The organism is Tissierella sp. QWL-11, assembly GCF_058683765.1.
In genome coordinates this window covers 1863194-1889943 of sequence record NZ_CM178750.1, presented here as the reverse complement: position 1 = coordinate 1889943, position 26750 = coordinate 1863194, and the positions used below count along the sequence as shown (strand labels likewise).

General features: G+C 28.9%; 25 protein-coding genes and 1 pseudogene. 25 read left to right on the top strand and 1 reads right to left on the bottom strand.

The genetic code is table 11. The features are described from left to right. Positions 1-158 precede the first annotated feature (158 nt). From AC4PG3_RS09210 to AC4PG3_RS09185, 6 genes are all read left to right on the top strand, one after another. Positions 159-626, top strand: coding sequence for a DUF1097 domain-containing protein (locus tag AC4PG3_RS09210; RefSeq protein ID WP_492196362.1), 468 nt, complete (start codon positions 159-161; stop codon positions 624-626). Positions 627-805: 179 nt separating this feature from the next. Continuing rightward, positions 806-2035 (top strand): FAD-dependent oxidoreductase, encoded by a 1230-nt coding sequence (locus AC4PG3_RS09205; RefSeq protein WP_492196361.1) that lies wholly within the window; start codon positions 806-808, stop codon positions 2033-2035. Position 2036: 1 nt separating this feature from the next. Then, a complete protein-coding gene (preA, locus tag AC4PG3_RS09200) occupies positions 2037-3290 on the top strand; it encodes an NAD-dependent dihydropyrimidine dehydrogenase subunit PreA (RefSeq protein ID WP_492196360.1) in 1254 nt (417 codons plus the stop codon). Positions 3291-3469: 179 nt separating this feature from the next. Continuing rightward, positions 3470-5167 (top strand): S-layer homology domain-containing protein, encoded by a 1698-nt coding sequence (locus AC4PG3_RS09195; RefSeq protein ID WP_492196359.1) that lies wholly within the window; start codon positions 3470-3472, stop codon positions 5165-5167. 80 nt (positions 5168-5247) lie between these two features. Continuing rightward, positions 5248-5784, top strand: a complete 537-nt coding sequence (locus AC4PG3_RS09190) for a helix-turn-helix domain-containing protein (protein WP_492196023.1) — start codon at positions 5248-5250, stop codon at positions 5782-5784. Next, positions 5697-6641, top strand: coding sequence for an IS3 family transposase (locus tag AC4PG3_RS09185; RefSeq protein ID WP_492198188.1), 945 nt, complete (start codon positions 5697-5699; stop codon positions 6639-6641). The genes AC4PG3_RS09190 and AC4PG3_RS09185 overlap by 88 nt, the downstream gene beginning before the upstream one ends. Before the next feature lie 115 nt (positions 6642-6756). On the opposite strand, the gene AC4PG3_RS09180 is transcribed toward AC4PG3_RS09185, so the two are convergent. Further along, entirely contained in the window at positions 6757-7950 is a 1194-nt protein-coding gene (locus tag AC4PG3_RS09180) for an MFS transporter (RefSeq protein WP_492196358.1), read from the bottom strand. A 447-nt stretch (positions 7951-8397) separates the two neighbouring features. Here AC4PG3_RS09180 and AC4PG3_RS09175 point away from each other — a divergent pair, with 447 nt between their 5' ends. From AC4PG3_RS09175 to AC4PG3_RS09085, 19 genes and pseudogenes are all read left to right on the top strand, one after another. After that, positions 8398-9054 (top strand): response regulator transcription factor, encoded by a 657-nt coding sequence (locus AC4PG3_RS09175; RefSeq protein ID WP_492196357.1) that lies wholly within the window; start codon positions 8398-8400, stop codon positions 9052-9054. Then, positions 9051-10385 carry a sensor histidine kinase gene (locus AC4PG3_RS09170; RefSeq protein WP_492196356.1) on the top strand — a complete coding sequence of 445 codons (1335 nt, stop codon included), beginning with the start codon at positions 9051-9053 and terminating at the stop codon, positions 10383-10385. Before AC4PG3_RS09175 ends, AC4PG3_RS09170 begins: the two co-directional genes overlap by 4 nt. 82 nt (positions 10386-10467) lie before the next feature. Beyond that, the gene (locus tag AC4PG3_RS09165) at positions 10468-12162 is read left to right on the top strand and encodes a hypothetical protein (protein WP_492196355.1); all 1695 of its coding nucleotides are present in this window, start codon (positions 10468-10470) and stop codon (positions 12160-12162) included. Positions 12163-12512: 350 nt separating this feature from the next. Beyond that, positions 12513-13130, top strand: coding sequence for a hypothetical protein (locus tag AC4PG3_RS09160; protein WP_492196354.1), 618 nt, complete (start codon positions 12513-12515; stop codon positions 13128-13130). A gap of 37 nt (positions 13131-13167) precedes the next feature. Continuing rightward, a complete protein-coding gene (locus AC4PG3_RS09155) occupies positions 13168-13452 on the top strand; it encodes an ATP-binding cassette domain-containing protein (RefSeq protein WP_492196353.1) in 285 nt (94 codons plus the stop codon). After that, positions 13440-13490, top strand: a pseudogene (locus AC4PG3_RS09150) (hypothetical protein); the annotation flags it as partial. The gene AC4PG3_RS09155 and the pseudogene AC4PG3_RS09150, both read left to right, overlap by 13 nt. A 9-nt stretch (positions 13491-13499) precedes the next feature. Continuing rightward, positions 13500-13637 (top strand): hypothetical protein, encoded by a 138-nt coding sequence (locus AC4PG3_RS09145; RefSeq protein ID WP_492196352.1) that lies wholly within the window; start codon positions 13500-13502, stop codon positions 13635-13637. After that, a complete protein-coding gene (locus AC4PG3_RS09140; RefSeq protein ID WP_492196351.1) occupies positions 13630-13758 on the top strand; it encodes a hypothetical protein in 129 nt (42 codons plus the stop codon). The genes AC4PG3_RS09145 and AC4PG3_RS09140 overlap by 8 nt, the downstream gene beginning before the upstream one ends. Before the next feature lie 19 nt (positions 13759-13777). Next, positions 13778-13933 carry a zinc ribbon domain-containing protein gene (locus tag AC4PG3_RS09135; protein WP_492196350.1) on the top strand — a complete coding sequence of 52 codons (156 nt, stop codon included), beginning with the start codon at positions 13778-13780 and terminating at the stop codon, positions 13931-13933. 329 nt (positions 13934-14262) lie between these two features. Next, positions 14263-14757: an immunoglobulin-like domain-containing protein gene (locus AC4PG3_RS09130; RefSeq protein ID WP_492196349.1), complete on the top strand. Its 495-nt coding sequence runs from the start codon at positions 14263-14265 to the stop codon at positions 14755-14757. Between the two features lie 171 nt (positions 14758-14928). Beyond that, entirely contained in the window at positions 14929-16509 is a 1581-nt protein-coding gene (locus AC4PG3_RS09125) for an IS1182 family transposase (protein ID WP_492196348.1), read from the top strand. A 280-nt stretch (positions 16510-16789) separates the two neighbouring features. After that, positions 16790-17281 carry an RNA polymerase sigma factor gene (locus AC4PG3_RS09120; protein WP_492196347.1) on the top strand — a complete coding sequence of 164 codons (492 nt, stop codon included), beginning with the start codon at positions 16790-16792 and terminating at the stop codon, positions 17279-17281. Next, positions 17282-18733 carry a hypothetical protein gene (locus AC4PG3_RS09115; protein ID WP_492196346.1) on the top strand — a complete coding sequence of 484 codons (1452 nt, stop codon included), beginning with the start codon at positions 17282-17284 and terminating at the stop codon, positions 18731-18733. A 217-nt stretch (positions 18734-18950) separates the two neighbouring features. Further along, complete coding sequence (locus AC4PG3_RS09110; RefSeq protein WP_492196345.1) at positions 18951-20072, top strand: ABC transporter ATP-binding protein; 1122 nt, start codon at positions 18951-18953, stop codon at positions 20070-20072. Between the two features lie 67 nt (positions 20073-20139). After that, positions 20140-21561 carry an ABC transporter substrate-binding protein gene (locus AC4PG3_RS09105; RefSeq protein WP_492196344.1) on the top strand — a complete coding sequence of 474 codons (1422 nt, stop codon included), beginning with the start codon at positions 20140-20142 and terminating at the stop codon, positions 21559-21561. A gap of 27 nt (positions 21562-21588) precedes the next feature. Next, on the top strand, positions 21589-22590 hold the full coding sequence (locus tag AC4PG3_RS09100) for a carbohydrate ABC transporter permease (RefSeq protein WP_492196343.1): 1002 nt from the start codon (positions 21589-21591) through the stop codon (positions 22588-22590). Positions 22591-22634: 44 nt separating this feature from the next. Continuing rightward, the gene (locus AC4PG3_RS09095) at positions 22635-23321 is read left to right on the top strand and encodes a carbohydrate ABC transporter permease (RefSeq protein WP_492196342.1); all 687 of its coding nucleotides are present in this window, start codon (positions 22635-22637) and stop codon (positions 23319-23321) included. A gap of 479 nt (positions 23322-23800) precedes the next feature. Beyond that, positions 23801-25141 carry a DUF4830 domain-containing protein gene (locus AC4PG3_RS09090; RefSeq protein ID WP_492196341.1) on the top strand — a complete coding sequence of 447 codons (1341 nt, stop codon included), beginning with the start codon at positions 23801-23803 and terminating at the stop codon, positions 25139-25141. A 288-nt stretch (positions 25142-25429) separates the two neighbouring features. Continuing rightward, positions 25430-26491, top strand: coding sequence for a stalk domain-containing protein (locus AC4PG3_RS09085; protein WP_492196340.1), 1062 nt, complete (start codon positions 25430-25432; stop codon positions 26489-26491). Positions 26492-26750: the final 259 nt, after the last annotated feature.

Below are 26750 nucleotides of genomic sequence, written 5' to 3'. Positions count from 1 at the left end.
TTATGAGGGAATGAAAAATTTTTAATAAAAGAGATTTTATGAATTTAGTACACTTTGTTGAATTTTGTCCAAATTTAGGGAAAAACATTGACAAAACTATAACGAGGTAGTAGAATGTATATAAATTAACAATTTAATATTTATGAAAGGAGGAAGACATGACAGAGCTTATGGCTTTAAGCATAGTCACAGGATTGCTCTGTGGGTTATGGTCTCAATTTGCACCAGTAATTGGATTGATAACCTGGGCAGGATTTGCAGGTTGTACTACTTATTTCGCATCTGGTAAACATGGATTAGAAGGATTTGTAGTTACCGTAAGGCAAAATATGTTTGGTGTAGTATGTGGTATGACTATTATTTTATTATCTACAAAGTTTCCATTTTCATTAGACCAAGTTTTATATAGTGGTCTTTTAACATTTGTTATGTGCATAGTAGGAAGATATAAAAGTCTTTCATTTATACCAGGTACATTCGTAGGTTGTTTTTCAACTTTTGCCAGTAATGGAGAATGGAAAATATTAGTACCAACATTAATAGTAGGAGCTTTACTGGGTGTTGCCTGTGATTTAATGGGAAAATCATTCTATAAATTAACTAGAAGAAAAGCTACTAATAATTAATAATCATCTAAGGAGAAAAATTTTTAAAGATGTTTGATATTTTATTGTCAAACATAAAGACAAATTATACTAAATACAATAAAGAAAATGTATATTATATTTATAATATATTCTATACCGTGATATAGCATTGTATTTTATTCTATAATTTTTTACAAGAAATTAAAGGAGAGAATTATATGACTAAAGTACTTAATATAGCTTATGAAGAAAAAAAAGAAACATCTTACAATATTAGGACTGCTATGGAAGAAGCTTCACGTTGCTTACTTTGCTATGATGCACCATGTAGTGAAGCGTGTCCAGCAAATACAGATCCTGGTAAATTCATCAGATCCTTAAGATTTAGAAATTTTAAAGGAGCAGCAGAAACTATAAGAAAAAATAATCCATTTGGTGGAAGTTGCAGCTTGATTTGTCCACATGCTAAATTATGTGAAGAAGCTTGCAGTAGGACAAATATTGATAAGCCAATAAATATTGGGAAATTACAAGAATTTGCAGTAGAACAAGAAAGAATCCATGATATGAAAGTTATGAAAAAACCTGAAAAATCTAATGGGAAAAAAGTGGCTTGCATTGGTTCTGGACCTGCATCATTGACTTGTGCTAGTGTATTGGCGAGAGAAGGATATGAAGTTACTGTATTTGAAGCAGAAGAAAAGCCAGGTGGAATACTTACATATGGTATAAATCCATCAAGGATAGATCAAGAAATAGTTGATTATGATATTAGTTTAATTGAAGAATTAGGAGTAAAAATAATATGTAATAAAAGAATTTCAAAAGATGAAATTGAAAATCTTAAAAATGAATATGATGTAATTCATGTAGGAGTAGGGCTTTGCGAGTCAAAATTAATCGTAAGTGAAAAGATTGATACTGAATTAAAAGGAGTAGAATCAGCACTTAAGTTTTTAAAAGAAGCTAGAACTAGAGAATTAAAATCCCTTGAAGGTGAAAATGTAGTTATAATTGGTGGGGGAGATGTGGCTATGGACTGTGCTTTAACTGCTCATCAATTAGGAGCTAATACTAAAATAGTCTATAGAAGAAGTATGGAAGAAGCGCCAGCTAATATAGAAGAATTAAGTACGATTCAAGCTATGGGTATTCCAGTAATAACAGAGTTTTCACCAGTAGAAACAGTAGGACAAGGAAAAGACCTAGTATCTGTAAAATTTGAATCCAGAGATAATTCATCAAATATGGAATTAAAAGCTTCAAAACTTATATTTGCAATTGGACAAAAAAGATCTGAAGACTTTGCAGATTTTGTAGAATCAGATGGTGTATTCTCATCAGGAGATATTAAAAACAACGGAGATACTGTTGTACAAGCGGTAGCCGAAGGTAAAGAAGTTGCATTAAAAATGATAGAATACATTAGCGCAAAGGAGGAAAAATAATATGAGTTTTGAAAAAGATTTATCAATAGAATTTTTAGGTGTAAAATGTGAAAATCCTTTTTTCTTATCATCTTCACCAGTTTGTAGTAATTATGATATGGTTGCAAAAGCCTTTGATATGGGTTGGGGAGGAGTATTTTATAAAACAATAGGAATATTTTTACCTAATGAATGTTCACCTAGGTTTGATATAACTTCTAAAGAAGGAACTCCTTGGACAGGATTTAAAAATATGGAGCAAATATCTGATAAACCTTTAGAAACTAATTTAGAATACTTAAGAAGACTTAAAAAAGATTATCCAACTAAAGTATTAGGTGTTAGTATAATGGGAAGTACTGAAGAAGAATGGATAACTTTAGCTAAAAAAGTAACTGAAGCAGGAGCAGATTTAATAGAACTTAACTTTTCATGTCCTCAAATGACATCTCATGCAATGGGATCAGATGTTGGACAAAATCCAGAATTAGTATACAAATATACGAAAGCTGTAAAAGAATCTACTCATGTGCCAGTAATAGCAAAAATGACTCCAAATATTGGAAATATGTATGTTCCTGCAAAAGCTGCTATAGAAGCAGGAGCAGATGCTATATCAGCAATAAATACAGTAAAATCAATCGCAAATATAGATTTAGATAATATGACAGCAATGCCAGTAGTAGATGGTAAGTCATCAGTATCAGGATATTCAGGAGCAGCTGTTAAACCTATAGGATTAAGATTTATTCATGAATTAAAAACACACCCAGATGTAAAACATATACCAATAAGTGGTATGGGCGGTATAGAAACATGGAAAGATGCTTTAGAATATATATTGCTTGGATCAAGTAATCTGCAAGTAACTACAAGTGTTATGCAATATGGTTATAGAATAGTAGAAGACTTAAAGAGTGGTTTATCATACTATATGGAAGAGCAAGGTGTAGATAAATTAGAAGAACTTGTTGGGAGAGCATTAGACCAAATCATACCAGCAGAAGATTTAGATAGGGATTTCATGGTAATTCCAAATATAGATGAAGAATCATGTGTAGGATGTGGAAGATGTTATGTTTCTTGTTATGATGCAGGACATCAAGCTATAGACTGGAAGGAAGAAGAAAGATTACCAAATATAAATGATAATTGTGTTGGATGTCATCTATGCTTAAATGTATGCCCTGTATTGGGATGTATAACTCCTGGAGAACTTAAGTTTAAAGAAGGAGCTAAAGAAAGAGATGTTCAGCTTCAAAGGAACTATAGATAGATTTTAATGTATTATAAATAAAGTATAAAATTTTCTAAGGAGTTGTTTTATAGCTAGGAAAAGTTATGAAACAACTCCTTTTTATGTTAAAATATAATTCGAGAATAAGATTTTATATGCTTATATATTAAAGTACATATGGCAAAACAAATCAATACTTAATTTAAGGAGAGATGAAAGTGAAAAAACTAATAATTGTAACTTTAGCTATTCTATTATGTATTTCCCCAGTAGTTCATGCTAGTAAAGCTACGGAAAGGGAAGAAAACTTAGACTTCTTGTATGAAACATTAAAAGAAAGTCATCCAAATATATTTTATAATACTTCAGAAAAAGAATTTATAGAGAGAAAAGCAGAAATCAAGAAAAATATAAATCAAAAATCAAATGTAGAATACATTCTTGATTTACAGAGTTTAGTTGCTATGGTTAAAGACTCCCATACAAGTGTAAATATAGGTCGTGTTTTAGAAGATGTACATTTCTATCCTTTCAGCATTAGATATATGGAAAATTGGATATTAGATGTTGTTGAAACAAAGTATGAAGAATATCTTGGGTGGGAAGTTGTGTCTTTAAATGGATACGATATGGAAACTGTAAAAAATAAAATGTCTTCTATTATTAGTCATGACAATGATATATGGCTTAAAAGACAATTACGACAAATTATTAATATTAAAGAAATTCTTAATTATGTAGGTATTGTAGAAGATGATAAATTAGAAATAACATTACAAAATAAAAATAAGGAAAAAGTAATTTCTCTTGATAGTATAAGTATTTCATCAGATACAGTAGATGTGGCATATTTAGCTGATAAACGTATTCAAATACCAAAAACAAGTAGGGATAAATCTAAAATTTATTTTTCTATGCCATTAAATGAAAATGTTTATTATATTCAATATAATTCTTGTAGAGAAGATAAAAACTTGCCTATGGAAACATTTAGTTTAAATGTTCAAAAAGATTTAGAAAAAAATGACTATCAAACTATTATTATTGATTTAAGGAATAATACTGGTGGGTCTGATGGAGTAATTATTCCTTTATTGTATGCACTAAATGAGTATCAAGATAATAATGATATAGAAATAGTAGGGATTATTGGTAAAAATACTTATTCTTCTGCTACAATAAATGCTATGATGATAAAAGAAATGGGAGGTATTTTATTAGGTACTTACAGTGGTGGAAGTGTTGACCATTATGGGTCATTTAATCAATTTGATTTGCCTTATTCAAATATAAAAGTGGGATATTCTACAAAATATATAGATATTGATAGATTTTTTGATAGCGGTATTCCTTATGGTATAGAGCCAATTAGACCTGATATCACAAAAGAGCAGACTTATAATGATTATATAAAAGGTATAGATACAGTAGTTAACTATATCAAGAATAATACTGGAAGATTAAAAGTTAATGATGATAAAAGCTTATATATGTCACGAGGGAAATTAGCACATTTGTTGTATAATATAACTCTTGAAAATGATCAATCTTTAGAATATGAAAAAGAAACACCAGCGGACGTTCTATTCTTCACTTATTATGAAAAGGCTAGTCGTTGGGCAATAAAAAATAATATAATGGTAGGAAAATCTTCTAATAGCTTTGCACCTTCTGATCTATTAACAAGAGAAGAATTGGCTGTTGTATTAGATAGATTTATATCTTATAGGGATATAGAATCATTAGAAAAACAAAAGATTTCATATGATGATGAAAGAGATATAAGTATATGGGCACAAGATAGTGTACAAAGAATAGTAAATATGGGATATTTAGAATTAGAAGATAAAAAATTCAATCCCAAAAATCATATCACAATTGAAAAAGTAAAAGATATATTAGAAAATATCAAGTAAAGTAATGATTAAAAACCATTGACTTATAAGCAAATTGATGTTACCCCCCAAATCCGGACACGGATTTAGGGGGTTTTATCATGTCTAAATATTCATTTAAGTTTAAGTTAGAAGTAGTGAAAGATTATTTAAGTGGAGAAACAGGTGGTTATGAATCTATAGCAAAAAAATACGCTATAACAAATTTTAGTCGAGTTAGGGATTGGGTTAAAAATTATGAAAGCTACGGAGAAGAAGGACTAAAAATAAAATCTACAAAAACTTTTTACTCTGGAGAATTTAAGCTACGTGTATTACAATATAGGCAATACCATAATTGCTCTTACAGAGAAGCTGCTAATCACTTTGGTATTAGCAATCAGGGTACGATTGCTAATTGGCAAAGGCAATACTTAGATGAAGGCTTCGAAGGGCTTAATAAGTCGATTGGGAGGCCTAGTACTATGTCTGAAAACAAGAAGAAAAAAGATGCTTTAAATCTCACCAAAAGCGATAAAGAAGAATTAATTAAATTAAGAGAAGAAAATGAATTTCTGAGAGCGAGCTTAGCATACGAAAAAAAGCTAAAAGCCTTAGTCCAAAAAAGAGAGCAAAAAACAAGGAAAAAACGAAAGTAATAATGGAATTAAGGCAGAAATTCCCTTCAATCAAATTGAGAATCTGGCTTAAGATAGCTAACTTGCCCAAAAGTTCATTCTATGAATGGGTAGAAAAACTAGAAACAGTTAACAAAGAAGAGTTAAAATTGATAAATATTATTAGAAATATATTTGAAGAATCAAATGAAACTTATGGATACAGAAGAATTACCATTGCTCTAAAACAAAAGGACTTAAAGATAAACCATAAAAGAGTATATAGAATCATGAAAGAGAATGATATGAAGTGCATAAAATTTTCCAGAAGATCTAGAGGTTATAGTTCTTTTAAAGGTGAAGTTGGAAAGATAGCAGAGAATAAATTAAATAGGCAATTCCAAGTAACAGTTCCTAATAAAGTATGGGTTACAGATGTAACTGAATTCAAAATCCAAGGCAGTAATCAAAAACTGTATCTATCACCTATTATGGATCTTTTTAACAACGAAATAATTTCATTTAATCTATCTACAGCTCCTACAGTAAAATTTACAACGGATGCCTTAGATAATGCTCTTAAAAAGCTTCCTAAGAAGCATCAATTAACAATTCACTCTGACCAAGGCTTTCATTATCAGCATGCTCAATGGGTGAAAAGATTAAAAAAGAGAAATATTGAACAAAGTATGTCTAGAAGAGGAAATTGTATAGATAACTCTCCAATGGAAAATTTCTTTGGGATATTGAAGCAAGAAATGTACTATGGAGAAAAATTTACATCCATTAAGAAGTTAGAGAAAAAGATTACAGAATATATTAACTGGTATAATAACAAAAGAATAAAGAAGAAATTAAACGGCCTGTCACCTATTGAGTATAGGCAACAAGCCGCATAATTAAATATTATCCGAAAGTCCGTATTAAAGGGTTCACATCAAATATATAAGTCAATGGTTTTTTTAGAATTAAATTAATATATAGTCATTTTACTATAAGTTTAAGTATTCCATCTTAAGCTTTTTTTAGAATTTTATCTTTAAATAAATTAAAGAATATAGATGTTCCTATAAGATAAAATAAAATTGTGAAGGCATAGGGTGTATTATATGTAAAGGTTTCCATAATACTTCCACCTAAAAATATACCTAAAGCCCTTGTTGAATTATTTGACATAGCTCTCATTGCACTCATTAATGGTCTGTGCTGTTCATCTACTATATGCATGGATATATTTCTAATAATAGGCTGCCCCATATTCATTAGAGAACTTCTTAAGAAAAAAGCAATTGCTACAACAATGATTCCTTGAGGAAATCCAATGGCAATTAGCAAAGGTATACTTAAAAGCTGAGTTATAACTATGGTTTTATAGTTTCCAATTTTTCTACTTATGAAAGGTACACTAAGACCTCCTAATACGGTACCTAGCTGGGCAAAGCTAAGGATTAATCCTACAATGCTTTCTGTAGTATCTAACATGTATTTTAAATAAACACCAAAAAAAGGAACTACAAGGCCAGCTCCAAGTCCAATAAAACCTGTATAAAGTAAAAATAAAATATTTCTTTTAGTAAAAAAGCCTCTAACCTCCTGAAGATTAAGTTTTGTATGTTTCTTTACAGGTTTTGGTTTTAACATACTTAGTGGGAATATAGCAATTAGGCTTATGGCACTAACTACAATAAGCGCATATCTTAGAGATATTGGACCTGAACCAATATTTTTAGAAAAATAATTAGCTAAAAAGCCTGTAAGTAATGAGCCTGTTACAAAGGATGCATTTCTTGTAGCGAAGGCTAAACTAAATGCATGGACTCTTTCTTCTGCTTCACTTTGGTCATAGATAAAGGGAGATTCAACTGTCAACATAGCTGCTTGACCAAATCCAAAGATTATTGCAATAATTTTCATTATATGTATATTTTCTACTACAACAATCATTATACTACTAATTCCTACGACGAAAAGTCCTATTAAAAGAGTTCTTTTATGACCAATTCTTTCTGCCATAATGGCAATAAGAAATGTACATATAGCTACAGATAATCTTCTCAAGGAAAGAATCAATCCTACAAAACTCTCTTGATATCCTAGTTCTTTTACATATATCCCAAAAAAACCGTTAAATGAAGCAGAAGTAAGTTCATACAAGAAAACTACTAATATGAATTTTTTTATAATTGAATTTAAATTTTTATAGTTCATATATTGATTGTACAACTAATTAACAAAAGAATCAATTAAGGTTTAGCTTTCGATTAAGTAAATATTGTTCTACTATTGTCTATATGTTTTAATTAATTTAAAAGACATTCTTGCAAAATCTAGTCCTCTTGCAAATTATCAAAAATATAAATGAAGTACATCATGTCAAGTAGATATGGTAAATAATTAAAAGTTTCATATTTGTCTTTTAGATAAGACTTTTATGTTTTTTATATTCCCCAAAAATTTTCCGTTGAACTATAAAATATAATTATGGAATAATATTGATTCTAATATTAAAAAAATTGGGAATTTATGGACAAAGAATTGTCTGTAAATTATAATGGTGGATAGGAGAGGAATTTCAGATGAAGTTGTTTTAATCAAGTTTATATTATAATTTTAGAGGTAGTAGAGGCTATTTTGGGGATAAAGGGGGACATAAACATGGCAAAGATTTTAATTGTTGAAGATGATAAGTCTATAAATGATCTGATAGCAATGAATCTTTCTATTATTGGCTATGATTGTAAAAAGGTATTTGACGGCAACATGGCAATGGAAATGATAAAGAATAATACCTATGATTTAATACTATTGGATATTATGTTACCTGGAATTAGTGGTATCGATTTATTAAAGACAAATATATCTGAGAATACCAAAGTGATATTGATTACTGCAAAGGGAGACTTAAAAGACAAACTAGAAGCTTTTAATCTTGGAGCCTGTGATTACATAGTAAAACCATTTGAAATGCTAGAATTGATTGCTAGAGTTAAGGTTGCACTTAAAAATGATGATAGTCAAGATAATATAAAAATAAAAGATGTGGAAATTAGACTAAGGGAACATAAGGTATTAAAATCTAGTGAAGAAGTTGACTTAACTATTTTGGAGTACAATTTATTAGAAACACTTGTCATAAATAAAAACATAGCTTTATCTAGAGAAAAGCTACTAGAACTTGTTTGGGGTTACAATTTTGAAGGCGATACTAGAACAGTAGATGTACATATTATGAAACTACGCAAGAAGTTAGATTTTGACAATGTTATTAAAACTGTTTACAAAATGGGATATAGACTTGAGGCAAGTAAATGAAAATAAAATATAAATTAATTTTAGTTATTATATTAGTTTTTATCATCACAATAAATATTGTAGCAGGTATTGCCATAAGTCAGTATAATTCATTGTTCATAGAACGGGAAATAAATTCAGCAAAAAATGAAATGAATTTTATTATCAATAGCATTGAAAACTATGCAAAAGACTTACAGGCCAGAGGTGGAGCTTATAACAGAGATAGTTTAATTTCAATTATTGAGATTTATAAAAGATATTATATAAATCAAGATATTAGTTTGAATTATAGGGATGATAAAAGTGAGAATAGGGTGTCTCTAGATACAGAAGAAGGAAGTATTATAATTCAAAATAGTTTTAATGAGCCCTTTGAAAATATTGCTCTTGTTTTTAAAAAGAGTTTTCAAGATATTTATGAGTTGCAAAAAAGCTGGAATAGTTTTTTTATAAAGATATACTTAATTCTATCGGGAATATTGGTCTTTGTACTAATGATTATAATTGACAAGATATTCAAACCTTTAGATAATTTAATTGATAAAACAGAAGAAATAATATTTGAAAACTCAAATGAAAAAATTCCTATAATAGCCAATGATGAAGTAGGAGAACTGAGTATGAAGTTTAATTTAATGGTTGATTTATTAAATAACAATATGGAAATGATTAAAGAAAGCTCAGTTCAAAAACAATGGCTCTTAGATAACTTGACCCATGAAATGAGGACACCACTTACAAGCATTCAAGGATTTAGCGAATATCTTATGAGGGCAAATGCATCAAAGGAAGATAGATTAGTGGCACTTAATCATATAAATGAAGAAACAAATCGATTGAAAGAGCTTATCAATAAAATGTTTGATTTAATGACATTAAAAAAAGAAAGCTTAAAAATAGAGAAGCTAAACTTGGACCAAATATTTGATACAATAAGAAAAATAGAGTTTCAAAAATTAAAAACAAAAAATATAGAACTTAAAACAATTATTAAAACAGAGTATTTTTATGCAGATGAATATTTAATCTTAGTTGTATTGACAAATTTGGTAGATAATGCTATTAATGCGTCAAAAGATAATTCCATTATTGAAGTTATTGCTTATTCTGAGGATGACAAAACCATTATTAAAATATCAGACCAAGGGCAAGGAATAGATGACAAAGACCTAGCTTATATTTTTGAGCCTTTTTATAAATCAGATAAAAATAGATCTGCTGTTTATAGGGGGGCAGGCTTGGGGTTAAGTCTATCTAAAAAGATTATAGATTTGCATGACGGAGATATAGAAATTAAAAGTCAAAAAAATATAGGGACTGAAATATATATATCATTAAAAACAATTTAAAATTTACAACTCTATTACAAGTTTATAACATCTTAATAGCAAGCAAGTACTAATATTAAGAACAAGAAAGGGTGTTATAGAAATGAAAAAAGATAAAAGTTTTAAATCAATTCCAGTTATTGCTGTAGCAATAATGTTGTTAGTATCAGCAACAATTTTTCCTGTATTGGCAGAGAAGAGTCAAGTTAAAGGGATGGAAAATGGTGCCAAGAATCTAAAGGTTAATTTATCAAAAATACCAGATTTAATTTTAGAGAAAAATCAAGATGAAATTAAAGTAGAAGACATTATCACTATAACAGAGGAAGAAGAAAAGATTTTTGATGATATCGTTTTATTACTACAAAAATCCACATTATTAATATCACCAAAAAATCGGGAGTTAAGTGAAATAGAGTCAAGTAGAATGATAGAGCTAAGAAAGATGTTTAGGAAAGGAAGTATTAAGAGTGGAAAAACACTTCCAATAGGAGAAAATTTGGAGAAACCATATTTTAACCCAGAAAATGAAACATATTATTATCCTGAAGAAGAAATGACAGATGAGCAATTACTTCAGATCATAGATTTTGATGCAAAGCTAGATAAAGCATTTGCAAAGTTTTATGAAGCATATATACAGAATGAGATGGAAAATACAGACATAAAGATTACAGAAGAAGAAGCGATAGAATCAGCTATAGATGCAGTACAGAGAATATATAATGTGGAACTTGACAATATGAAGGTTAGTTGCACATTCGATGCAGATGAATATCATAATGAAAGTTCTTGGAGGCTTGTATTTCAGCCTAAAAACATGGAGATTTTAAGGGAACAAGAAAAACTCTATTGGATGTATTTTGTAAAGGTGGATATTCACAGTGGCAAAGTAGATTATGTGGATTCCTATTATAGTAATCAAGTAGAGGAAACAAAGGAATCAGCAAAAGCAGATTTAAATAATATAGATGAGCATAAAGATATTGCAGAGGATGTTCTAAAGAATAGATTAAATGCGAATAATATAGAATTCCAGAAAGCATATACTAGAAAACCAGGTAATTTGTTTAAAGAAGATATAATTAGCAAAAGTTTGAATTTAGTATATAAGGCAGAGGACAAATATATAGAATTTGAATTTTTATATGGTAGTAAAAGAATGGTTGCATTATTTTTCTATGATGACCCAGTAATGCTAAATGAAAAGATTAATGAGAGAGAACAAGAATCTATAGGTTATATTATAACAAATAAGATTACGGTATTAGAGGATGATGGAAGAAGGATTCCTGCTAATTCTAAGCATCTTCAATTAAAAGATGGATCAAAGATTATTGCCTTAGAAGGAGATATTAAATACGATCCTGAAAATACACTTTTTGCACAGCAGAAAAAAATATCTGATGAAATATTTAAAGATACTGGAATGAGAATGGATTTTAGGATAGGGGCAATAAAGTATGAGGCTAAGGATAAAGTTGATCTAACGAAGACAAAGCTAGACACAGTTAATAAATATCCATTTGAAGGTTATCTGGAAGAATTAAAGACTAAGCAAATATTGCCTTATAAATTAGAAAAGGGAATTTTTGTTGCACAATCAGAAAAAGACTTTGAAGCTGAATTTTATTTAGAGAGCGGGGAATATTGTGGTAAAATTAAATCTGAATTCAATCATGATACTGGACTATATGAATTGGATACTAAAATAAGTGGTGTAAAATATTATTTAGTAGTTTTAAAAAATATGTCTGAAGATGTTTCAATAAATATAAAATATAATATATTCAACTAATGGAAATTCATTGTATTTTACCATTGATAATAACAATGGTAAACAGTTCTGTTAGTGTTGCATTTATTAATATCGTAGGGGTGGACGGGGACGTTCATCCCTACGATATGGCGTTACAGCATTTGGTATTGATAGTATTAGGCGAATTGAAATTATTAAAATAACGGGAGGGGATTTTTTTGAAAAAACATCTCAATATCATTTTACTACTGCTATTGAAAGATGGAAAAGTTCTCAGAATTATTGAAAAATTTACATATACAATCTAGTTAATACATTGCAGATAATTTATATCTTAAGATTTTTTAAGAATCTAAAGATATAAAAAAGATAAATAGGAGAGTGAGTATATGGTAAAAAAGTTTTCTATAGTTATTTCTATATTATTATTATTTATAAGTATAAATGTTTTCGCAGGGGATATACCCGAAGGAATTATGTCGGGTCATCAAAAAGCACTCTTTGTAGGAGAAATAACTTCTATTAATGAAGATACAATTATAATAATACCATCTACTATCATGATGGGAAGCATTACCCAATCAGAGGTACAAATTAGAATATTTGACAATTATTATGGAACAGATAAAAAACCTAAAGCTGGAGATTATATTGTAGCTGTATTGTTAGATGACAATAAGATAGACGAACAGTGGGTGTTTAAAGCCACCTCTGATGACTATAAATCCTTAAATCTTGTAAGTGAGAAGTATGATATGGTAGTTCGATATCAAGAATATATCAATGAAGGAAAATACTTTGAAGCACAAAAGAAAATAGATGAAGAAGAAATAGAGTCAATTAATTCTAACACTATAGAAGATGATGATGCATTGAAATTAAAAAATAGTAAAATACAATCTTATTTTACTAATAATAAACTTGTCTTAGGGGCAATTTCAGCAATTTTTATAATAATATTTTTGATAATGGTTTTCAAGTGGTTAAAGATTTTAGCATTAAAATAGAAGATGGAGAATTTATTGTTCTTGTTGGACCGTCTGTATGTGGCAAAATTACGCCCTTTTTCCTCATTTGACAGCTTACGAAAATATAGTTTTTACATTAAAAATAAACAATTTATCAAAGGAAGAGATTTACAATAAGGTTAAAGAAATTGCTGAAATGCTGGAAACAGAAACATTTCTTAATAAAAAACCAAATACTATATCAGGAGGTCAAAGACAAAGAGTGGCATTAGGAAGAGCTATTGTAAGAAATCCTAAAGTTTTTTTGATGAAATATCTAAACAGTGTAGGGATACTAGAGAGGAGGTTATTATTACTGTAAATGGTCGTGGTGATACAGCTGTTCTTGGATTACAGGATTATAAGCAAATGAAAGCTGAACTAGAATTACTTCGAACTCTTTCAGAAGCAGAATATGACGTACAAAATGGAAAAGTGGGCTCTATGCAGGAATCTTTTGATGAACTTCGTGAATCTTTGGTAAATAGGAAGAATGAAAATGTATAAAATTATGAGAACGGACAAGTCAGAAGATCAACTAAGAGATATAATCTACTATATTGCAGATGATTCAGGTAGCATTGATACTGCTCTCAGATATTTGGATAAAATAGATAAAATTTTATAGTTTTTAAAAAAGGTTGTAATTGAAGAAGCAATCTTCTTATCATTTTAAAATTGATACATTTTTCCCTTCAAGTCAACTTTGTAGTGAATGTGGATATCAAAATAAAAAGGTCAAAGATTTAAGTGTTCGTAAATGGGAATGTCCGAAGTGTCATTCAATTCACGATAGAGTATAAATGCTAGTAAGAACATATTGCAACAAGGTTTACAACTACAATTAGCTAGTAGCTAGACTATATACTGTTGGGCGGACAGAAATTTAAGCTTTTGGAGAACTTGTAAGACCAGTTTACACTTAATCCTTGAGATTAACTGTAAAAAGGCTAGGTTCTATGAATAAGGAATCCACACGGGCTTGCCCCGTGGAGCGTCAAACTAAATATAAAAGAGAAAGTACAGACTTATAATGGTTAAATTTGGTTTATATTATGGTAGGCAAATTATATACTATAGATGAATATTTGTAAGAAAATGGGTCACCAAATGTTAATATGGAGGTTTTATCATGAAAAAAATTAAGATGTTAACTGTAATATCGCTTATATTTACATTTCTACTATCAGGTTGTACTATGCAAAACACAGATAAAGAACTTATAGAGGTTGAAATCAATCTAAAAGAAGGTGAAACTACTGATATTTGGGGTATTCAATTAAGTGCAAGAAATATTACTCCTACAGGAATGTCATTAATATGTAACCAATCTGAAAGAGAGCATATAGGAGACTTGCGTACTGGTAGCTACTATTTTTTAGAAGAAAAAATAGAGGGAGAGTGGTTAGAAGTAGACAAATTGGATTTGGAACATGATTTGGCTTGGACAGATGAAGCTTGGACTATTCCTATGAATAACACTGTAGAGCGGGAAGTTGATTGGGAGTGGTTATATGGTGAACTTCCTATTGGAAGATATAGAATCAGTAAAGAGATTACGAATTTCCGAAATACAGGTGATTATGATACAAAAATTTATTATGTTATTTTCGAAGTAGAAGACTAATTTTATAATATTTAATTACATTTTCAATATTGTGAATTGCTAAATAATTTGTAAACTCACCTAATTAATCATAAAATTGATGGGGCTGTTTCAAAATAAAAAGCCCATAAAAGTAAAACAGTTCAAAGAGCAATAGCTCTAAGACCTGTTTTTTAGTATAATTTAACTGCGATGAAAAATCATACTAAATTTAATCATAAAGCTAAAATCAAAAAAATGCAACTAACTTTTAGTTTTGATTTAACTAATAATTTTGATATGGATGATGAGGTTTTCCTGGTGCATAATATTATTGAGGAGATGAACTTAAGTTTTTTAGATAATGCCTACCTTAACAAAGGTAGAAAGCCAGCAGTAGAGCCGAGGATCATGTTAAAAATTTTAGTTCTTGCATATATAAATAGAAGATACTCATCTAGAGATATTGAAGATTCTTGTAAATATGATCTTCGATTTAGATCGCTTTTGAATAATGGAAAATCTCCTGATCATGTAACAATCAATAGATTCAGGAATAAAATATATCCATTCATGGACGAAATATTAAATCAGCTAATTGACCTACTAGTTAAACAAGTGGAGATAGATTTAAAAAGCATCTACATAGATGGAACAAAAATTGAAGCAAATGCCAATAAATACACATTTGTATGGAAGAAATCTATACTTAAATATCAAGATCAATTAGTACAAAAAATACTAGAATACTTCAAAATTGGTAAAGAATTATCTGGTAAGGATTGTAAAAAACTTGTTTTAATTGAGTTCAATAATATAAGAAATATCTGTAAATCAAAGAATATAGTATTTAATTATGGTAGTGGAAAGAGGAAATCAGAAGAACAAAAGAAATATGAAATGTTTGAAGAATGGCTTGATAAGTTAAAAATATATGAAGAACATTTAAATATACTTGGTGAAAGAAATAGTTATTCAAAGACAGATAAAGATGCAACATTTATGAGATTAAAAGATGACCATATGAAAAATGGACAATCAAAACCTACTTACAATATTCAATGTGCAACAAATGGTGGATACATCATAGGTATAGAAGGATTCAGTAATCCAGCAGATGTAAGAACTTTGATTCCATTTATGGATAAACTCTTAGAAAGGTATGATACAAAGATAAATAAAGTGGTAGCAGATTCAGGTTATGAAAATGAAGAGAATTATCTTTACCTAAAAGAAAAAGAAATAACCCCCTTCATAAAACCATTAAATTACGAAGTAAAGAAGAAAAGAAAATACAAAAATGATATCTCAAGAAAAGAGAATATGGTTTATCTTGAATCTGAAGATTACTATCTTTGTCATAATAATAAGAAACTTGAATTTGAAAAGATAATACATAGAAAAAATCAATATGGTTACAAAAATGAGTCTAAAGTTTATCTATGTAAAGATTGTCTAGATTGTGGATATTCCAATGATTGTATTAAAACAAAAAACAAATCTGGACTAAAGCGCATATATATTTCAGAACAATTTGAAAGGTTGAGAAAAGAATCAGAAGAAAATATAACTACAAAAGAAGGAATTACAGAAAGACTCAATCGTTCCATTCAAGCAGAAGGAATATTTTCATATATAAAATCAGGAATGCAATATACAAGATTTAAACATAGAAATATGCAAAGAATCATTTCAGAAATGAAATTATTAAGTATTGCAATAAATATTAACAAACTAAGTAGCAAAATAAAGTCAGATAAGCTAGGTTTTATTAAATACAAAGAGGCTATTTAGAAATAAAGAACAATATAAAAATAACTAAGTTTAGAAAAAATCTAAGCTTTATTTGCATATTCAAATTTAATCTCAAAAGCATATATGTCAATATTTAAGATCCTTATACAATGCAGTTGTTAGCTTGGGATAAAAAATGAGGCGTTTCATAACTGATTTATCAGTTATGAAACAGCCCCATCAATTTTATTTTAGAACTTTTATAATATTTAATTTTAAATATTATATTCTGGGATATTTTGTGGGTTTCAATCGTGTTATATATAGGGGGTGAAAGTTATTGAAAAATTATGAATCGCTAACAGATGAAGAATTTAAAGAATTATATGAAAGAAATATAGATACAGTCTATCGGATAGCCTATATAACTTTAAGAAAATCTAGTGATGTTGAAGATGCTGTACAAGATATATTTTTAAAGTTTTTAAATTCTAATAAAAAATTTAATGATTGTGAACATGAAAAAGCTTGGTTTATTATTATAACAAGAAACCATTGTAGAGATATTTTAAGAAATTGGTGGAAGTCTCGTAGAATAGATTTAGAAGTTTTGCCTGATATACCTCATTGGGATAGAAAAGAGGAATCAAGCGAGGTACTAGAAAAACTACTTCTTCTTCCAGAAAAATATAAAACTGTTTTATATCTCTATTATTTTGAAGAATATTCAGTAAAAGGAATTTCGAAAATGTTAAAAAGAAAAGAAAGCACCATTCAAACTCAATTATCTAGGGGAAGAAACAGAATAAAAATTAATTTAGGAGGGAATTAAATGAATAAAGATGATATTAATAAACTCTTTCGAAAATTAGAGCCAGGAAATGATAAAAAGGAAGAAATTTATAATAAAATTATAGATGAAAAAAATAAATTAAAGAGAAATAATATAGAAGAAAATAATAATAAGCATATTAGGAATTACAGACGATGGACAAAGTCAATGGTTGCTGGAATAGCTATATCATTGTTGTTGGCTGTGAGTGTAACTGCTGGTGTTTTAGGGAAATTTGATTGCTTTATAGAGAAATTCAATCCGGATTTTGGGAATATTGTTGAACCAGTTGAGGTTTATAGTGAAGATCAGGGAATTCGAATGGAGGTTATAGGTGCACAGAAATATGAGAATAGGGCAATTGTATATCTATCTCTTCAAGATATGACAGGTCAAAATCGTCTGACAGAAAAAACTGGATTTAGAGATGGGTTTAGTGTTACAATGAAGCCAAAGATTACAGAAGGAACTACAGGTGGAGATGAGGTCATAGCAGGTATGTCATGGCAACAAAAAATGCTTCACTTTAATGAGGATACAAATACCATTTATTATGAGTTTAATATAACTGCTGATTCAAACTCACCATTGTCAGATCCTTTGGAACTTGGTAGTTTCATTATTTATTTTGATCAAAAAAACTATGACGATGAACCAATTAATTTACCACTTACAGAAATTGAAGGCACAGATACTATGCCCATTAATGAAGTACAGATTTGGGGTGGAAATAATTTACCTGATAATCTATATTCAATTACAGAAGTAATGAGACCAGGAAATTATGGGAGAATGCCCCATGGTGAAAAAGATCAGTGGGTTTCAAATATAGGAATTATAGACGAAAAATTGCATGTGCAAATAGGGAAGGTTTTTAATAAAGAATTTGGCCCTAATGATCCAAATCTTTCCCTAAAGGATGAAGAAGGCAATATAATTCCATTTGATTATAGTTTAGTATTCTTCAATGATGAGAAAGATCATCTACTTGATCATGGGAAAAATGATTATTCTGATGCTGTTAATAAATATAAAGAATTCATATTCCCAATAGCCACAGAAGAACTTAGTAAATATACTATTTACTATACAGGAAGAGTCTATTCTGGTGTTGAAGGTAATTGGAAGGTAGCTGCAAATTTAAGTAATTCAAATCAAGATATTCGCACATGGACAAATGACATTTCTGTTGAAGGGCACCTATTTGAATATATAACATTCAGTCCGTTAGGATTAGAGACAATAGGTACTTACAAAGGGGATGATTGTAGAGCCAGTGAAATGGTAGTTGAAATTGAAACTGTGGATGGTATGATTTCTTTAGAATATGGTGGAGGAAGTAAAAATTCTGATAAAAATACTTTCTTTTCAAGTTGGGATACTACGAAACCTTTTGATGTTGCGAAAGTCACAGCTATAATTGTAAATGATATCCGAATTCCAATTAAATAGTTTATATCGGGAACTTTAAAGTATAATTTTTAGCATAAGTGAGATTATCATTGTACCAAGAGAAGGTTGAGAATCTAATGAAGTGAAAGTGCTGTCCCACTTCTAAATCCATATCCAGATTTAGGGGGGGACATCAAAATCTGTAGATTATATTGTAGCTATTTTATTAGACGATAACAAAATAGCTACAATATATATAAAATAAGGAGTTATACATATGGCAAATTTAGAACTAAAACAAATTAATAAAATTTTCGATAATGGATTTCATGCGGTAAAAGATTTTGATCTAAAAATAGAAGATGGAGAATTTATAGTTCTTGTTGGACCATCTGGATGTGGTAAAACCACAGTACTGAGAATGATAGCAGGTCTTGAAAACATTACCGAGGGGAAGCTATATATGGATGATTCTCCTATGAATCATATGGCTGCGAAGGATAGGGATATAGCAATGGTATTTCAAAATTATGCCCTTTTCCCTCATTTGACAGTATATGAAAATATGTCTTTCCCACTAAAAATAAATAAATTATCAAAGAAAGAAATTTATAATAAGGTTAAAACTGTGGCAGATATATTAGATGTAGGGACTCTTCTTGATAAGAAACCTAATACTTTATCAGGGGGGCAAAAGCAAAGGGTAGCATTAGGAAGAGCAATAGTTAGAAACCCTAAAGTTTTTCTAATGGACGAACCTCTTTCAAATTTGGATTCTAAACTAAGAACTCAAATGCGTATAGAAATATCTAAACTTCATAGAAAACTTGATGCTACTTTCATTTATGTTACTCATGACCAAACGGAAGCCATGACTATGGGGACAAGAATTGTAATAATGGAAAATGGAGAGATACATCAGATTGGAACACCACAAGAGGTTTATGAAAAACCAAATGATATATTTGTGGCACGATTTATAGGGAGCCCGTCAATGAATGTATTTGACGGAACAGTTGTTATAAATGAAGATGAGGTGCAAATCAAAATATATATTGAGAATGATAATGAGGATAATATGATCTATCTTAAGCTACATAAAAACAAGCAAAAGATGTTACAGGATAATAATTATATAAATAAGGCTATAAAGATAGGAATAAGACCTGATAATATAAAGATTAGAGATAAAGAGGATTCAAATATATTAAAAGCATATGTTAATATGGTAGAGAGAATGGGTTTAGATACCTATATTTATTTCGATATAGATGATAAAAACTGGGTTATAAAAACTAATATAGATAATAAGATTAGAATTGGTGATAATATCTCTTTTCATATAGATGAACGAAAGATGCACTTATTTGATTATGATACAGAATTAAGAATTATTTAGTCCTTAGAAAAGGATGAAAGGTCATTAGCATTTAAATAAATATAAAAAGAAGGGAGCTATAGCTAAATTGAAATATAAACTAATAAATAAAATCATTTTAATCTGTATGGTAGTAATTATGATATCAGGATGTTCAAAGAATGAAAATTTAGATAATAATATTCCTGCCTTAGAAGACAGCAAACAACCAATAGCAGAAGAAAATAAAGAACTAAGTGGAACACTGACAGTATCAACTGTCTTTGATGGATATATTGATACATTTGCAGAGGAATTTATGGACATGCATCCTAATGTGGAGATTATAGTAGAAAGACCCGATGGTAATAGGGTTTCATATATGTATCGAATAGCTATAGATTTATTAAGCGGTAGGGCTAGTGACTTGATAGATTTAAGTACCTTGGATATAAATCATAAAGCTCAAAGTGGTCTATTGGTCAATATGTATGATTTTATGGATAGTGATCCTGATTTTAATAAATCAGACTATTATACTAATATTTTTGAAGCTATGGAATATGAAGGTGGCTTATATGCCATGCCATTATCATTTAATTATGATATGGTGTATATTAGTAAGCCTCTAGCAGAGAGTATAGGTTTAGACTACGAAAATTATAATTACATTAGCTATACTGAAATGATTGATATATATGAAAAGGTTAAAAAGAATCATCCTTCGCCAGATGAATTTTATCTTATGCCTGGTGTTGTAAAAGAATCTTTTTTTAATTATGAATCTGTTGATTTTTTTGATATTAAAACAGGGGATGCCAATTTTGATAGCAATGAATTTATACAACATTTGAAACTTACAAAAAAGTTGAATACAGTTTATCATCCAGACACTCAAGAATGGGATTTTACTCGTGTGGGAGTGAGAAATGAAGATTTTTTAATGAAAGATTTTATGTTTTCTAAATTTACAACGACTGACATAGATCTGAAAAATATGATGGTTGAATTTGAAAATACAATAAGTCCTATACCATTTATAAGTAGTGAAGGAAAGACGCCATTTAGCAATTTGCTTTCAACATATGCTATTTCTAATAATAGTGAAAATAAAGAACTGGCATGGGAATTCTTAAAATATTGTGCATCTGCTAAAGAACTACCTGCATTTGAAACAAAAGAAGATGAAGAAAAATATTTTTTTATGTTTTGGGGAAATATACCAATAAATATTGAGAATTTTCATACTCATTTTAGACATGTTTTTGATTCTGAGGTGGTATGGTATGAAGAAAATGGTCTTGATGGCAACTGGAAATTTACAAATGAAGAGGAAAAAGAAGAAATTTTTAAAAACACATTAAATCAAATACATAAATGGAACAAGGAGAGGAATGTATTAGTAGGTAATCGGGAATTATCAACTTTGCTAAAGGAAGAACTGCGAAACTACTACTATTATGATTTAGCAACAGCAGAAGAAACAGCAAAAATTATTCAAAATAAAGTAAATTCTTATTTAAATGAATAAAATTTAAATAAGTGAAAGGAAAAGTATATGAAAGTTAAACTTATGAAAAAAGATAAATTATTGCCTTATATATTGCCTAGTTTATGTGGGATATTATTTTTTTATATTATCCCTTTTATACTATCTTTTTATTATTCGCTGTTAAATAATATGGGGCAGAAAAAATTCATAGGCTTAAAAAACTTCTCAGAAACATTACAAAATCCAATGTTTCAAAGAGGCTTATCAAATCAAAGCCTTTTTATAGCTATTGCTGTTCCTTTATGCCTTATTTTAGCTTTGTTTTTTGCATTACAAATAAGAAAATTAAACAAAGGTAAGAAATTTATATTTTTAATATCAATCATACCCTTCGTAGTTCCATCAGGAACTAGTATATATTTTTGGAAATGTATCTTTGATGTTAATGGACTTGCTAATAAGGTACTATATTCTTTAAATATTCCTATGGTTAATTGGTACAATAGCAAATGGGTTATGGCTATAGCTGTTATTATATTTATTTGGAAAAACATTGGAGTTACAAGTTTAATATTATATTTAGGTCTTAATCAAATACCTAAAGAATATTACGAAATATCAGATATAGAAGGGATAAATAGATTTCAGAGATTTTATAAAATCACATTAGTATATCTGACACCAATTATTTTTATTTCAATACTTTTATTAGTAGTTAATTCCTTTAAGATATTTAAAGAGATTTACTTGCTCTTTGGTAATTATCCTGATGAAAATATATACCTATTACAACATTATATGAATAGTCATTTTTTTAGATTAAACTTGCAAAAATTAATTACAGCATCATATATACTGTTTATTATAATTGGGTTATTTATATTCATTATGTTTTTATTACAAAAACGGTATTCAGATACTTTTAATACATTAAATTTTGATGGAAATCATAAAAGTACATATAGTAAAATATCTATTTACTTTGGGAATAGCTTTACAATTATGATGGGATTGATTTTTTTACTGCCTTTAATCTTTATATTTTCAATTCATTTATGGGGGATATAGAGATTATTAGTAGATATACGAAGGAGATTACAGAGTATAATACAATGGATTTAATAGCAGGGAATATGCATTTTGTTAATATAGGGTTTTTCCCAGACAAATTTACTATGGGAAACTATCTAGATGTATTTAATAAATCAGAGTATTTAAAAGCCTATTTAAACTCCATAAAAATTACTATACCTGTCTTAATAGGTCAATGTATAGTATCACCATTGGCTGCATATGGATTTGAATATAGTAAATGGAAGTATAAAGAAGGACTATTCTTTATCTATATATTAATAATGCTAATGCCACTTCAAGTTCTGTTGGTGCCAAATTATCTTGTTGCAGATTGTTTAGGTCTTGTAGATAATCATTTAGCAATCATACTTCCTGCAATATTTAATCCTATAGGTGTATTTATTATTCGATTACAGCTAAAAGGATTTCCAAAGGAATGTATTGAAGCTGGACAAAATAGTGGAGCGACACATTTTCAGGTATTCAAGGATATTGTTTTACCAAACATTAAACCAGCTATTGTTATATTAATAGTATTAATATTTACAGAATATTGGAATGTGATAGAACAAGGAATCGTTATACTTAAAACTTCTAGTTTAGAACCTATGTCAATATATTTATCACAAATTGTAGATAAGAATATAGGGGTGTTTTTTGCTACATCATGTTTATACTTAATACCTATTTTCCTAGTTTTTTTATTTCTAGAAAAATACTTTTAATTCATAATGTTACGCACCAAGAAACAGCCAGATACTTGGGGGCAAAAATCCGTGGAAAAATACCGTTTTTTATTCTTTTAAAATATGCTGGAAGATAGAGACATATTATTATTTCAGTGATGCCAAGGTAGAAATGATAAAAATTGAGGTGATATATGGAGTAATAGCTTGATTGGGTGAAAGAGAGATTATATAATGCATATAAGAGAGATTTTGGAAATTGATGCTAAATTAGGATTTCTAATATAACTATTGGTAAAATCTTAATTTATAAATTACTATTTATGTTTAATACATTGAGTACTTATATCTTAATTAAGAAAATAGAGAAATATTGAATATATGATTTTGGAGTAGACTATTTCCGTTGAAGAAATTGCTATTCAATCTAGGTATTTTCTCTAGCTACTGGAAAGGATATTTTCAACGTAAGCCCCTTAGCTTTTGGAGAGGGTAATATAAAAAGGAGGATTAGAAACGTGCTAAACTATAAGAAAACAAGGTTTTGGGTGATGATTACATCATTTATAATTATTATTGCTTTAGGAATTGCATTTGTTACAAAACCAAAGCAGGGAAATACGACTCAAAGGAAGGATGATTTAGCGGGAAGTTTATCAGATACACCAGAAGCTTTATATGATACGGAGTATGATAAGGTGAAAATCGATTTTCTATCCGACATGATTGGATTTAAGTCAACAAATGAATTTGAAATAAATGATTCGCGAACAGTAGCATATATAGATTCAACACTTAAGACTAGTATAACTTCTGCCCAAGAGGATGACTTGAATAATAATTATACAAATCAATATAGAATAGAATTGTCTAATGACATTGGTGGATATAGTTGTGTACTCTATTATGATACATTATATGATAAGGCATATGTTGTGAAAGATGGTGCCCTTTATGAGATAGGGACAGATTTTGCACGATATATTGATTCCTTTATGGAGAATAGGAAAATTGATTTTCATATAGATGCTGATGCGATAGCTTTATTTCAGACATATGGATGGACGGTTGATTACCAGATTAATTCAATGAAAGATAAGCTTGGTAATATAAAAGTCTTGACTGGTTTTAATCCCAATTCATATTATTTCGCTTATAACAATGAACTCTCAAAGGATATTGGTTTGGACATGAGTGAATACTCTGATACTACAGATATAGACATTAAAATTTATAGGGTTCATGAAAGTATGCCACAGGAATTCTATCCAATACATGATGGTAGAGGTATTGTTTTGAAAGATAATGACAAAATAATTGGTGCCTTTATTAGCGCTGGGCGTCATAGTACTTTTAATGCTTGTAGTCTAAAAGGGAATAGTTTTGAAAAAGTGACGGATTTAACACTTAATGAGTGGTTTTCAAAGATGACTAAGCTAGATGATAGTATCGAAAAAAGATTATCGAAATTAGAACCAGAGCAGGTTATAGCAGAATATTTTATGTCTCTTGATAAAAAGGATGCTAAGACCTCGGGATGCTGTATCTCAAGAAAAGCTCTATTAGGGAATTTGGCTTCCAATATGCCAAATGAGGAATTATTTAACGAAGGGATTGGGTTGCCCTTAACAGAGGTAGATATTGGAGCTAAATCAAACTTTGATAATTTGAAGTCTGCAAAACTATTAAAAACTGAATTGATTGATGAACACGATAAAAACACAAAAATATTTAGAGTAACTGTAGATCTCCAATATAATAAAGAGGTAACTATAGGAAGTGGACAACAAGATTGGGATTGTCAAATGGTTTATGAATCTCCTCAGACAGGATGGAAAATAGAAGGGTTTGGACATTAGAAGGCTAATAATGATTTTTGGAACGAATTATTAGTCTATTTTAAATCCAAGTATTTCAGTATTTGCAGAAATGTTTTGAAAAAAGGATAGATTTACTCTTTTTAACTAGTAATACTAGCTTATCTGAATTCAGAAGTCATTCTTTTGAAATAAATAATTTTAAAGATGAAGTTATGGATTAATAGATTAGCATATACATATATACTATAATGTATATATGTATATAAAGACGTCGTTAGGATTTAGATGTATAATTAAGGCTTATATTTCAATGAGAGGATGAAAATTATGAAAAAAATATTTAAAATTTTCATTTTAGTATTTGTCATATGTATTTTGTTTACAAATATTATATTAGCATCTAAAGTAGAGAAACCAAATATTCAACACTTCATTTACAACGATACCACTTATGTTCCTTTGAGAAAACTTATAGAGATTTTAGACAAGGATTTAAGATGGGATAGTGAAATAAATATTAACATTAGAGATAAAGATAATAAAATTAATAATTATTATAATAAGCATAAAGCATTTAAAACAGCTTTGATTACAATGGTTGAGGATGATTTTCTAGAGTTGGAGTTTCAGTTAAAAAACATAGAAAATGAAGAAAACATAATTGCCTTACATCATCCTTATTATAATTTCATCATATATGATGAGAATGAATCTGAAGTATATAACTACCAAAAGAAATTCCCTATTTCTATACCTGTAGTCAAAGAAGAAAAAATTCCTAGAGATGGATATCTCAAAGTGAATAATAAAGTAGATTTAAAAGACTTAAATTTGAATTCTAGTGAAACTTATAAAGTAGTATTTTCATTGTCTTTTGAAGATGAAGAAAATAGATATATGCTATCAGAAAAGTCTTATTTTAAAAATTCTATGAAAAGTGAAGAAACATATATTGAACAATCTCCTATTATATTAGACTTGGTAAGTAAGGAATATCGGGCAATTTGGGAAAGTAGTTATAAATATGAGACCCCAATACTAATTGATAACTACACTGAGTGGATAAACTTTCTTAAGAAATATCCTCCAGAACTAAAGAATGTTAATATACTGCAACAGAATTATAATGATGAATTTTTCAAGGAGAGATTGGTATATGCCTATATAAAAAGTGAAGGAAGTGGCTCAAATAGTCTTACAGTGCAACGAGCTGAAATTAAAGAAGATAAATTAAATCTTTTCATGGACCACATAGTCCCAGAGGAAGGTACAAGTGACATGGCAACCCTAATCTGTCTATTTGGGATTAAGAGGAATGATATTGAAAATGTAAAAACAGTAGAAGGAATAATATTAAATGGCAGATCAAGAATTGATAATGTCAGATAGGAAAGTAATTGATATTGCAATGAAATATGGATTCCTGTAGAGAAAAAATAATTTAGTGTAAAATTAAATAACTAAGATAACCTAGGCTAGGCAGTCAAAAAATGACTGCCTTTTTTGTACAGTTTATACATGTAGTTATTTACTGATTACAGAGTAAACTGGCATAAATTTTTAATCGTTAATAAAAATCATGTTGACAATTTTAGAAAAAGGTAGTATTATAAACTCAAACATATGAATGAATGTTCATCTGTTCAAA

Coding starts and splice junctions, on each gene's coding strand:
- AC4PG3_RS09210 (WP_492196362.1), top strand. CDS start 159: ATGACAGAGCTTATGGCTTTAAGCATAGTCACAGGATTGCTCTGTGGG.
- AC4PG3_RS09205 (WP_492196361.1), top strand. CDS start 806: ATGACTAAAGTACTTAATATAGCTTATGAAGAAAAAAAAGAAACATCT.
- preA (WP_492196360.1), top strand. CDS start 2,037: ATGAGTTTTGAAAAAGATTTATCAATAGAATTTTTAGGTGTAAAATGT.
- AC4PG3_RS09190 (WP_492196023.1), top strand. CDS start 5,248: ATGTCTAAATATTCATTTAAGTTTAAGTTAGAAGTAGTGAAAGATTAT.
- AC4PG3_RS09180 (WP_492196358.1), bottom strand. CDS start 7,950: ATGAACTATAAAAATTTAAATTCAATTATAAAAAAATTCATATTAGTA.
- AC4PG3_RS09175 (WP_492196357.1), top strand. CDS start 8,398: ATGGCAAAGATTTTAATTGTTGAAGATGATAAGTCTATAAATGATCTG.
- AC4PG3_RS09170 (WP_492196356.1), top strand. CDS start 9,051: ATGAAAATAAAATATAAATTAATTTTAGTTATTATATTAGTTTTTATC.
- AC4PG3_RS09165 (WP_492196355.1), top strand. CDS start 10,468: ATGAAAAAAGATAAAAGTTTTAAATCAATTCCAGTTATTGCTGTAGCA.
- AC4PG3_RS09160 (WP_492196354.1), top strand. CDS start 12,513: ATGGTAAAAAAGTTTTCTATAGTTATTTCTATATTATTATTATTTATA.
- AC4PG3_RS09155 (WP_492196353.1), top strand. CDS start 13,168: ATGTGGCAAAATTACGCCCTTTTTCCTCATTTGACAGCTTACGAAAAT.
- AC4PG3_RS09145 (WP_492196352.1), top strand. CDS start 13,500: ATGAAAGCTGAACTAGAATTACTTCGAACTCTTTCAGAAGCAGAATAT.
- AC4PG3_RS09140 (WP_492196351.1), top strand. CDS start 13,630: ATGTATAAAATTATGAGAACGGACAAGTCAGAAGATCAACTAAGAGAT.
- AC4PG3_RS09130 (WP_492196349.1), top strand. CDS start 14,263: ATGAAAAAAATTAAGATGTTAACTGTAATATCGCTTATATTTACATTT.
- AC4PG3_RS09125 (WP_492196348.1), top strand. CDS start 14,929: ATGAAAAATCATACTAAATTTAATCATAAAGCTAAAATCAAAAAAATG.
- AC4PG3_RS09115 (WP_492196346.1), top strand. CDS start 17,282: ATGAATAAAGATGATATTAATAAACTCTTTCGAAAATTAGAGCCAGGA.
- AC4PG3_RS09110 (WP_492196345.1), top strand. CDS start 18,951: ATGGCAAATTTAGAACTAAAACAAATTAATAAAATTTTCGATAATGGA.
- AC4PG3_RS09100 (WP_492196343.1), top strand. CDS start 21,589: ATGAAAGTTAAACTTATGAAAAAAGATAAATTATTGCCTTATATATTG.
- AC4PG3_RS09095 (WP_492196342.1), top strand. CDS start 22,635: ATGGATTTAATAGCAGGGAATATGCATTTTGTTAATATAGGGTTTTTC.
- AC4PG3_RS09085 (WP_492196340.1), top strand. CDS start 25,430: ATGAAAAAAATATTTAAAATTTTCATTTTAGTATTTGTCATATGTATT.